This is a genomic window from Methanobrevibacter curvatus, from assembly GCF_001639295.1.
Lineage (GTDB): Archaea > Methanobacteriota > Methanobacteria > Methanobacteriales > Methanobacteriaceae > Methanoflexus > Methanoflexus curvatus.
In genome coordinates this window covers 21,385-32,594 of record NZ_LWMV01000072.1, presented here as the reverse complement: position 1 = coordinate 32,594, position 11,210 = coordinate 21,385, and the positions used below count along the sequence as shown (strand labels likewise).

Genomic DNA, 11,210 nt, shown 5'->3' with positions numbered 1-11,210 from the left:
TGGTTGCTCCGCTTTCTCCAATGTTATCTGAAAAAGTGCAGTTTTCAACAATAATTTTAGAATAAGTGAGAATGGCTGTTCCCGTAGTGCCATTACCATTACCATTGATAAAGTTAATGTATTTAAACGTGGTGGTTGTTGCATTAATCAAGAAAATTCTGCTGATATTTTCTCCAGATACTGTTGCAGGGTTATTAGGGGAAGCACCAATAAAAGTTAAATTTTCCGTAGTTATTCTAATTCCCGAACCATTACTTTTAAAAGTGTTTGAACCTAGTTGAATAAAATCTCCAGAATTAGCAGTAGTAATAGCATTGTTTATATCGTCAAAAGAATCTCCACTAACAGCAATATTACTTGCTGAAGTTGCAGAGAAAGAAAGGGAAAGCAAAAATACTAAAATTAAAAGAAAAATTCCAGCTCTCACCCCCCCCCCCTGTGTACGAATTTTTGTATGTTAAAATTAATTACATCCATTTAAATCACTTATAATAATATTTTTTAAAAGAAATAGCTGAGAAAAAAATACAACCAATTAAAAATTAAAAAATGAAAACAAAAAAATGTTCTCAACTAATCAATAAATTAATTATCTATGTATAAATAAGTTCCTAAATAAATCAAATAGAAAAATATATATAAATAAAAAAGCAAATATTTTAATTTATAATAAAAAAGCAAAACATGAACAAAAAAGATGAAAACAAATAGAATTTCCTATCCAAAAAAGAGAAAATTTTCATCAATATAATATATAAAACAAAAAGGAAAGCTAATAATTCTTATTTTATAATTATTATATTCATTACAAAGACTGATCTTGCAAGAAACAATGAATTTCCCAAAAATTTACCTATTTAGGCAGATTTGAATAAAAAGCCACGATTAGGCAAATTATTCATATTTAGACTTCAAAAGCAAAAAGATAATAATTAATATATAAAAAATTCCACTATATTAAAATCAAAATTAAAACATTATTGTGTAAATAAATATATAGTTTTATGTTGCATATTTGATATGCTGTTAGTAATAATATTTTTAATTAAAAATATCTATTGATAAAATGAGAATTATTAAAGAAAATAAAAAAATCGGAAAAATTAGCTTGATTCCAGAAACATTGGATGATTTATGGCATTTATCCCATATTATTCATAAAAATGACTATGTTTCAGCAGTAACAGTTCGAAGAATTCAAGATACCACTGGAGATAAACTAAGAAGTGATAGGGGGGTTAAAAAAACATTTCATTTAGGAATAAGAGTTCAATCAGTTAATTTTCATATTTTTACAGGAAAACTAAGAGTTACAGGATTAATAGAAAAGGGTCCAGAAGATTTGATTCCTTTAAACTCAAGCCATTCTATTGAAGTTAAGTTAAATAACTCAATTGGCATTGTTAAAGATAAATGGTCACGATGGGATTTAAAAAGATTAGAAAAAGCAATTGAATCATCAAAAAAACTTCAAGCTTTAGTTGTTTCTGTTGATGATGACACAGCAGAGCTAGGATTACTTAGACAATTTGGATTAGAATATTATGGACCAATCATTGGAAATATTTCTGGAAAAAGGATTGTTGATAAAAATAGAGGGAAAGACATTGAAAATTTTTATAAATCTATTGTTGATGCTATTTTAAGGTTTAATGAAATAAACACAATAGCTATTGTTGGTCCAGGTTTTGAAAAAAACAATTTTTTCTCATTTTTAAGTAATAAATATCCAGAAATAGCTAAAAAGTCTATTATTGAATCTACTGGATCTGGTGGAAGGGTAGGTATTCAAGAAATTTTAAAAAATGGAAAATTAGAACAAATTAAATCAGAAAACATTGTTGCAATAGAGATTTCAGCAGTTGAAGAATTATTAGAAGAAATAGCTAAAGGAAAAAATAGTGTGGCTTATGGTAAAAAAGAAAGTTTTGAAGCGTCTAATAGTGGTGCAGTTAAAAAATTACTTATTTTGGATAAATTAGTTAAAAATAGTGAATATCAAGAAATTATGGATATTGTTGAGAATATGGGTGGAAATATAGTGATTATTAGTAGTGAACATGATGGAGGAAAACAATTAGATTCTTTAGGAGGTATAGGAGCAATTTTAAGATATTCAACATGAATATTTTCACTTAAAACTATTTAATTTTTATAATTTTTTCTATTATTTTTTAATTTCTCAATTTATTAGAAAATATCTACTTTTTTTTAAGAAATGTTTATGAACACCTTTTGATAATGATTTTATAATAATATTTATCATTAAATACTTATCACATACATTTATATATTAAAAAAATCTAATTTTACTTAAATAGTTATAACTTATAAGAATTAGGATGGTTTTTTTGATTTAGTTTTTTGATTTAGTTTTTTTTTGCTTAGTTTTTTTTATAATTCTGTTGTTATTTTTTTTAAGAATATATTTATTAATATTAATAATAATATTTTATTTAGTTAATAATAAATATTTTTATTTAGGGGGTTATATGATACAATCAGAAATTTTCAATGTCTTTGTATATTCATTGATAGGTACAGCTTTTTTATTTGTTCTTCTAACATTTTTAAATAATCAAAACATTCTTAAACGTATTTATTTAAGTAATTTATACACTGATGTGCGGGGGAGAACCCCTCGATTTGATTTAGGTATTGATAATTTCTTAGATAAGTTAAATTTATTTCCGTTGGGAACCCCTAGGGGACTTGGTTTAGTTCCAGCTATTTTATTAATATTTTTTATTCCATATCCATTTAATAATTTAGTTCTCATTATTACAATATTAGCATTTTGTGATGATTTAATTGGACGACGTAGAATATATGATTTGCCGATTGAATGGGGTCAACTTTTAAGAGGAATAGGAATATTGGCAATTATGATAGTTGGTTATCCTCTTATAGGTCTTTCTGCAGTTATAATCGCATTTTTAATTCAGCCTTTAAACATTGCTGATATGCAACCAGGTTCAGCATCTGTAGTTGCTATATTAATGTCATTTTTATCTTTAGCAGCTATGATAATGCTTCAAACTCCTTCTATGCATGTTTTAGATTTTATAATTCCTCCAGTTTATATTCCTGCAATTTTATTAGCGGCTTGTCTAGGATACTGTATTTTAGACTTCTTTGGAATGATCATGATGGGAGAAGTAGGAAATCATGCGTTTGCAGTAGCATTAGGTATAACTTTTTATGCCTTAGGTGGATTTTGGGCAGTTTTAATTCTTTCATTTATTACTTGCTGTTTAATAGTTATTATCAGAAAAAACAACCTGAAAGTTTTTTTTGCTAGAAAATTAAAAATCCCTTATCCTAAATTTGGGGACTATTTAATGGATGTTATAACAGGAGGGGGTTTAGGAGATTTAATTAGAAAAATAATTTTTAAAGATACTCAACTTATTGTTAAAAACCCTATTTTAATTATTCTAGGATTTAGACGGCTTGTATATAATCCTTATGCAAAAAACAATACTCTTGCAATTAGGGATAAATACAAAAAAACAAGTTTTTTCGACAATTATTAGGTGATTTGTAATTTTTCATATTTTCATGTTTGTTTGTTTTTTTATTTTTTTTAACAATTTTTCATATTTTTCCAATTTTTTCAACTTTTTTTACTTTTTTAATAAAATTATTTTTATTTTTAGATTTGTTTTATTTTTTTTAAATAAAAATTCTTTAAAAAATTATAAATAAATAAAGAAAGTATATATTTATAAAATAGTAATTTGTTGAAAATATAAAATGTATTGATTAAATTAACTTATTGATTAAATTAACTTATTGAAAATATTAAGGTATTGAAAATATTAAATTATTGAAGATATTAAAATTTTAAATTAGATTACTTAATTATATGGAATTGATAAAATGGCTGATGTATTTGAAGCAATAAATAATCGTAGAAGCATAAGAGAATATAAAGAAGAACAACTTACAGATGATGAATTAAATAAGATATTAAATGCTGCAATAATGGCTCCTACTGCAAGAGCAGAACAACCTTGGCATTTTACTGTCATTCAAGATAAAGATCTTCTTATTGAAATTGATGAGGTTTCTCGCGAGTTAATGAAGAATTCTGGAGATGAATTCTTTGAAATGATTGGTAATTCTAATAGAAATATTACTCATAATGCTCCTACTTTAGTAATAGTTTCTGGTAAAAAAGGAGGATCTAATATAGAAGCTGATTGTGGTGCCGCTACTCAAAATATGCTTCTTGCTGCAGAGGCCTTAGATATAGGCTCCTGTTGGTTAGGATTAGTTGCATGGTATTTTGAAGATGAAAAAAATATCTCAAAGTTAAATATTCCAGAAAATTATATTCCATTATATGGTGTTTCTTTAGGATATAAAGTAAAACCTAATTCTAATGGACCTGAAAGAAATAAAAACGTTTTTAATTGGATTAAATGACTTTTTTTTATTTTTAATATTGATTGGTTTATAGATGACTAAAATGAAAGCTCTATTAATTGTCACTGGAAGAGGAATGGGTGGTGATGCAGTAATTGGATTAAATACTGCTGAAGCTCTTAATAAACTAGGTTTTGAAGTAGAATTTGCTTTAGACTCTAAAGCTCCAGGACTACTTTTTAAAAAAAATAACCTTAGCTGGTATAGGACAAATATTCCTCAATCAGGTGGTCATGCTTCTACTAAAAAAACTAAGCTAATTGCAGGATTAAAATTAGTTAAAGCCATATTTAAAGGGATATTTTTAATAAAAAGACTTAAACCTGATATTGTAGTTGGTATAATTGGTGGTGGAGCAGTTTTAGCTTCAATAGCTTCAAAAATATCTAGAACTCCAGCTATTTCAATTGTTAACACTCCAGTTGACAGTAAATTGTCTTTAAAATTTAATTCAGTAATAGCTCTAACTGAATCTCCTCTTTATAATAATGATATGCATTCTAATTCTAATCCTATATCTAGCAATGATTCTAATGAATTTTTTAATGTTAAAGGAAAAAAAGTATTCAAATCATTTTATCCATTAAAAATAAAAGAATTTAAAGGAAATAAAGAAAATGCACTTTTAAATTTACCAGATAAATTTGATAAAAACAAAAAAACCATTCTCTTTTCTTCTGGTTCTTCTCTTTTTGAAATGATGGCAAAAGGAGTAAATGACTTTTCTAAGTTTACAAATGATTTTAATATAATTGTTGTAGGATATCCTTTGAAAGAAGAATATAATAAATATTTAGAAGAAAACAATATTATTAATCTTTCTTATATTGATTGGCTTAATGATTTATATGAAATTATTGACTTGGCTATTTTAACAGATGATGGAGTAATGGTTCAAGAAGCAATAGCTTTAGGACTTCCTATCATTGCATTAAATAGGGTGAAATATGGAAGATATCATAATATTGAAGCTATTTTCCCCGGTGCAGTTATAGAATCTGATTTAGAAGATTTAAATCAAACTATTATTACTCAAATAAATAATTTAAATAAAATGAGAGAGTGTTCTAATAAGTATCGTCAAGAAGTGGTTAATTCATCTTCAAAAATAGCTAATATTATTTATAATATAATAAAAAATTAAATGTTTTTTTCTTTATTATTTTTATTTTTTATCTTTTTTCTTGTTATAGTTTATTCGTCTTATTTTTTAATGAATTGCATTAATTAGGTGTTGGAAAACATTTGTTGATGGGTGAATTTCTATAAATTCTTCATTAAAGTCTTCTAAATCTCCATGTTCAATTAAATATGAAAAATATGAAATATCACTGACAGATGACGGTGATATAGAATATGCACCACCTATTTTTCCTGTAATTTTATTGTAAGCTATTTTTGAAAAACCTGTGTCTCTTGTTAAAACTCTCCAGAAACTACCAGGACCAGCTGAGCCAGGAATAGAAATATTTTCATTATTATTGCTTATTTCACTCGAAATTTCAGTATAACTAGCATCCATGTCTAATGTTAGTCCAAGAGGTATGTTAGTATAATCCATAATTGTTGAATATCCTGCCATATTTCTTGCAGCTATAATTCCTTCCTTTCTAGCAACAGTAGTTAAATTTATCCCTCCAACCACATCTCCTGCAGCATATACATTAGATTTAGAACTTTTCATAAATGGATCAACTTTAATTGATTTGTCTTCATTTAATTCTAAAATACCTTCAACTAATTTGGAATTTGGAGTTCTACCTGTTGCTATTAATGTTTTTCCTTCAAATTCTTCATTTTGTGTTATGACTTTGTTCTTTTTTATTTCAATTGCTTCTAAATTTTTATAGATATTAACATCTTTTAAAAGTTTTTTTTCAACATAGTTTTTTAAATCTTTGTCCATATGTTTTAATATTCCTCCTCTAGCAATTAGATTAACCTCACATCCAAATGAGGAAAATAAACTTGAGAGTTCTACTCCAATTTCACCTGCTCCAATAATGTTTATTTTTTTAGGTAATTTTTTAATATTTAATATATCTTTGCTAGTTAGCCCATATTCATTTCCTGGAATTTTAGGGATAATTGGTTTTGATCCAGTAGCTATTAATAAATTTTCAAAGGCATAACTTTCTCCATTTACATAAACATTGTCTTCAAAGACTTCTGCTTCACTAAAAATTACTTTATTTCCTATTGATTTATTTTCCTTTTCATGGATTTTTCTAATAATTGCCTGTGTTTCTTTTATTTTATTTGTAATTTCTTCATAGTTTAATTCTATTTCTCCTTTTAAAATGCCTAATTTTTCATACCTTTTTTTTGAATTTGTAAATCTAGCTATTTCATTTAATGCACAAATAACCATACAGCCTTCATTTAAACAATTCCCAGCAATGTATTTTTTTTCGATTAAAAGGACTTCTTTTTTTAATTTTCCAAGCTCTAATCCAGCTAATCTACCTGCAGGACCTGATCCAACAATAATATTTTCTACTTTTTCCATTTTTTCACTTGTTTATCCGTTTATTTTTTTATTTTTAGACTTATAATGGAGTTTTATTTTAATATATTTTTTTATTTTTTAATATATTTTTTAATATCTATTTTATCTGTATATTTTCAAATATTTATATTTATATAAAATAACTTTAGCTAAAATTAATTTATTTAAAAAAGAGATTTATAAAAAATGAGGTTTTAAGTGAATTAGAGCACAGATAAAAAAGTATAATAAAATAAAGTATAACAAAAAAATGAGAAAACATAATATAAGTAAATATTGGATTAGAGTAGTAATAATACTTAAAAAAAAATAATTAAAAATAATAAAAAGTTTAAAATAATAAAAAGTGGGGGGGAGGTGTTTTATCTAAATAAACTGAAGGGATTGCCCAATTCATTTTAAATTAATTTTTTTTAAGAGTTCCATAAAATTTTGGTTTATTTTACTATAATAATTTAGAATTTATCATCAAGAAAATCATCAACAGCATCAAAATTTTCCCATGGTTCTTGAATAGACTCTTCTTGCTTTTCTGGGACTTCTCTAGCTGGAGAAAGGAGGTCTTGAGATTTAACTCCAGAAATTATTACGGTAGTTCTAATGGTATGCTGTAATTCATTGTCAACTCTTATTCCCATGATAATATCTGCTCCAGGAGCTAAATAATCACTAATTGTAGATGTAATCTTATTTACTTCTTCTGTTGTTAGTTCATTACTTCCAACAATATCTACAATAGCTTTTTGAGCTTCAGAAATATCTAAATCAAGTAATGGACTATTTAATGCTTCATAAACAGATTCTAATGCTCTATCACCAGATTCAGATTCGCCCATACCAATCATACTCATTCCAGAATCACTCATAGTACTTTTAACATCACTGAAATCAAGGTTTGTTGCACCATGTTTCATAATTAAGTCAGTAATTCCTTTTACTGATTTTCCAAGAATCTCATCAGAAACCATGTATGCAGTTATAATAGGTAAGTTTGGAGCAACTTCTAACAGTTTTTCATTTGGAACAACTATTACACTGTCGGCACTTTCTTTTAATTTTTTTAAACTTTCTACTGCATTCTTTACTCTTTGTGGACCTTCACTAATAAATGGAGTTGAAACAACAACTATTGTTAATGCACCTAATTTTTTAGCGGTTTTTGCTATAACTGGTGCTGATCCACTTCCAGTTCCTCCACCAAGACCACAGGTTATAAAAACCATATTTGCATCAGAAAGTTCATCTTTAATTAATTCAATACTCTCTTCAGCACACAGTTCACCTATTTCAGGTTTTCCACCAGCTCCTAAGCCTTTGCATGTTTCTCTACCGATTAAAATCTTTTTATCTGCTTGACTATATAATAAATCTTGAGCATCACTGTTGATGGTAATGGTTTCTAAATTTTCAACACCTTTCTCATTTAATCTTGTAATAGTGTTGTTTCCAGCACCACCAGTTCCAATAGCAAATATTTTAGGATGTGCTATTGTAATAGTCTCTATTAAGTCCTCATCTATTTCGCTTGTAGCTTTTGGAACTTTATTTTTTTCCAATCTCTTTTCAGATTCTTTTATTGCTTCGTCGATAAACTTCACTGATATAACCCCACATTAGTTTATAACTTATTATTTGTACAAACTAATATTTAAATGAAATGGTTATTTTATAGATAATTCTTTAATTTAATTAAAAATTTCAATATATTTTTTAATTTTAATAATAATCAATACTATATTAACAACTTTAAATTTAATAATATTATTATTTTTGATTTAAGTTGCTTTTACCATTTTATATTAAAAAGAAACTTAAATATTTGAATTTAAAGTAAAAAATAGCTAATTAAACAATATGATTCATTTTAAAGATTTAATTTTAAGTTATAACTTATATCTTTTCACTTTAATTTATCATATCTTCTAGTTTATATGTAAATTTCAATTTTATTCTGTTTAATTCACTTCATTCATATTTATTTTATTTCATATATTCCATTTTTTATATTTCATATATTTCATATATTTCATATTTCATATTTCATATTTCATATTTCATTTTTTTTTTTTTTTTTTTTTTTATTGTTAAAATTAATTTATTGACAAGATTAATAAAAATATTTTTTTGAATTTATTTTACCATGGCCAATATTTCATGGAATTTTATGTCAAAAACATTTGTCATATTCTTCGGAGTTAAAATTACCGCAGTGTCTAATCCTTTTCCAGTTCCACCAATAGCTATTATTTTTTCATCAACTGGAACAAGCCCTGCATCTGCTAACATGATACTTATTTCAGCACAGACTTTAATTCCCTGAGAAAATATTCTCAATGTAGCAGCTATTATTTCAACTGGTGTGACTCCTCCAAATTTTTTGGAAATTCCTTTTCCAACTCCACTCAAAGCATGAGACCCTAAATAAGTAGTTATTCCGTTATTTTTGAGTTCTTTTCTTTTTTCTCCACTTATTTCAAGCTCATTGTCTTTTTTAAATCCTGCATGATGTGTAACATTTATTATTTTAATATCTTTAAATCTAGCTAAACTTTTTAAACTTTTTGACAATTTTAAAGCAGATTCTCCACTAACTGAAGCAACAGCAATGTATTTTATATCAGAATCTTTTAACCTATCCTTAACACAAGCAATAAGATCTTCAGTATTTTCTTTTCCACCATTTTCAAAGTATGTAATTGATTTTTTCATCTTTAAAACCCCAATTTCCTATTAAAATTTTCTATTAAACATATTATTATTTGTATTTTATTAATTTATTATTAATTTATTTTTTATCTTTTTTTTATTTTATTTTTTATCACATAAATAATTCTAAATAATAGCAACGATTACTTACTTTAATGATTACTTATTTTAATATAATATTAATATAATAAATACTACTTTAATAAATATAAAGAAATAATTAAAAATTTTAATGGTTAATACTTTTAATAGTCAAATTTAACAATAAATATATTTAGATACTATGAGTATAAAAAATTATCAGTATGATTCTTTAGAAGAAAAGTTTTATTCTGACGAATATGAAATAATTCCAATAGAAACAGGTTATATTACATGTAATGACGATTTAAATCAAATTATTTTACCTGTTATTGAGCTTTCAAAAAATAATGATTATTTGGTTATTGCAGAAACTCCAATAGCTGTATCACAAGGTAGATTACTTGATGAAACTGATTTTAAACCATCATTAATGGCGAAATTTTTAGGTCTAGTTTGGAGTAAGTATCTTTGGGGTTATTTCTTTGGTCCACTTTTAAGAATTAAAAAAAGAACCATTAAAAATCTTAGACATCTTCCATATGAAGTTGTATATCATAAAGAACTTGTGCTTGAAACTTATGGATTAAAACATGCTCTTAAGCCTGCATCTGAAGCAGGAATAGATTTAAGTAATGCTCCAGGAACTTATGTTTCATTACTTCCAAAAAATCCTCAAAAAGTAGCTAAAAATATTTCACAATTTATTTTTGATAAAACAGGAAGAGATATTCGTGTTTTGATAGTTGATACTGATGCAACATATAGAAGAGGGAAAAATAAATATTTTACTGGACTACCAATAGCTATTGAAGGAATAAAGTCAAATATGGGCTTTTGGGGATATGTTTTAGGTCAAATTTATGAAAATGTAGGTTCTACTCCCTTAGGATCATCTCATAAAATTTCTGTAGAAGAAGCTTTGAAAATAGCTAATATCTCTGAGAATTATCAAAAATCTCTTGAAAATAATATGGAAACCATTTATCAGATGAAAAAAAACTTTTTAAGAGAAGATAAGTATAATGAAATAAGTAATGAGAATAACAACAGTGAAAATAGTAAAAAAAATATGAAAACTCCTAGGAAAAATGATGATTTTTCAAATATTACTGTGGAAATGCTAAATTCTATTGTTCATACTCCTGCAGTGTTGATTAGGAAAAAATAATTCTTTTCTAACTTTTTTATCACTTTTTTAAAGTTTCTATTATTTTTCATTATTTTATCAATTTTTCATTATTTTTTTAATGCTTTATCATTTTTTATATTTTTTTTATTAATTTTTATTAATTTTCATTATTTTTTAATAAGTTTTTTTTAGTGAATTTTGATAAAATTTTTAAAAATCACAATCTTTTTTAAATTTTAATGGAAAAATTTATATTGTATAAAAACATTACATTATATATAATATATTATAAAATTATAACTTTGAAATGTAAATTTATTATGAAGTAGAATATCATTTTATAAGACATAT

General features: G+C 25.3%; 9 protein-coding genes. 5 read left to right on the top strand and 4 right to left on the bottom strand.

From position 1 onward, the window contains the following. A partial coding sequence (locus MBCUR_RS02010; RefSeq protein ID WP_211265117.1) for a hypothetical protein occupies window positions 1–427 on the bottom strand: 427 nt, incomplete at its 3' end. Window positions 428–1,066: 639 nt separating this feature from the next. Here MBCUR_RS02010 and MBCUR_RS02005 point away from each other — a divergent pair. The 4 genes from MBCUR_RS02005 (at window position 1,067) to MBCUR_RS01990 (ending at window position 5,575) form a co-directional block, all read left to right on the top strand. Then, entirely contained in the window at window positions 1,067–2,125 is a 1,059-nt protein-coding gene (locus MBCUR_RS02005) for an mRNA surveillance protein pelota (protein WP_067089582.1), read from the top strand. A gap of 367 nt (window positions 2,126–2,492) precedes the next feature. Next, a complete protein-coding gene (locus MBCUR_RS02000) occupies window positions 2,493–3,536 on the top strand; it encodes a hypothetical protein (RefSeq protein ID WP_067089579.1) in 1,044 nt (347 codons plus the stop codon). A gap of 346 nt (window positions 3,537–3,882) precedes the next feature. Then, on the top strand, window positions 3,883–4,431 hold the full coding sequence (locus tag MBCUR_RS01995; RefSeq protein ID WP_067089577.1) for a nitroreductase family protein: 549 nt from the start codon (window positions 3,883–3,885) through the stop codon (window positions 4,429–4,431). A 43-nt stretch (window positions 4,432–4,474) separates the two neighbouring features. Then, window positions 4,475–5,575, top strand: coding sequence for a glycosyltransferase (locus tag MBCUR_RS01990; protein WP_067089587.1), 1,101 nt, complete (start codon window positions 4,475–4,477; stop codon window positions 5,573–5,575). A 66-nt stretch (window positions 5,576–5,641) separates the two neighbouring features. Here the strand turns inward: MBCUR_RS01990 and MBCUR_RS01985 are convergent, their stop codons facing one another. The 3 genes from MBCUR_RS01985 to MBCUR_RS01975 all read right to left on the bottom strand — a co-directional run bounded on the left by MBCUR_RS01985 (window position 5,642) and on the right by MBCUR_RS01975 (window position 9,649). Further along, entirely contained in the window at window positions 5,642–6,940 is a 1,299-nt protein-coding gene (locus MBCUR_RS01985) for an FAD-dependent oxidoreductase (RefSeq protein ID WP_067089574.1), read from the bottom strand. A 455-nt stretch (window positions 6,941–7,395) separates the two neighbouring features. Then, window positions 7,396–8,538 carry a cell division protein FtsZ gene (gene ftsZ / locus MBCUR_RS01980; protein ID WP_067089571.1) on the bottom strand — a complete coding sequence of 381 codons (1,143 nt, stop codon included), beginning with the start codon at window positions 8,536–8,538 and terminating at the stop codon, window positions 7,396–7,398. 532 nt (window positions 8,539–9,070) lie between these two features. Then, a complete protein-coding gene (locus MBCUR_RS01975) occupies window positions 9,071–9,649 on the bottom strand; it encodes a pyruvate kinase alpha/beta domain-containing protein (RefSeq protein ID WP_067089568.1) in 579 nt (192 codons plus the stop codon). A 280-nt stretch (window positions 9,650–9,929) separates the two neighbouring features. Here MBCUR_RS01975 and MBCUR_RS01970 point away from each other — a divergent pair, with 280 nt between their 5' ends. Beyond that, on the top strand, window positions 9,930–10,898 hold the full coding sequence (locus MBCUR_RS01970) for a coenzyme F420-0:L-glutamate ligase (RefSeq protein ID WP_067089566.1): 969 nt from the start codon (window positions 9,930–9,932) through the stop codon (window positions 10,896–10,898). The last annotated feature ends 312 nt before the right edge of the window (window positions 10,899–11,210 follow it).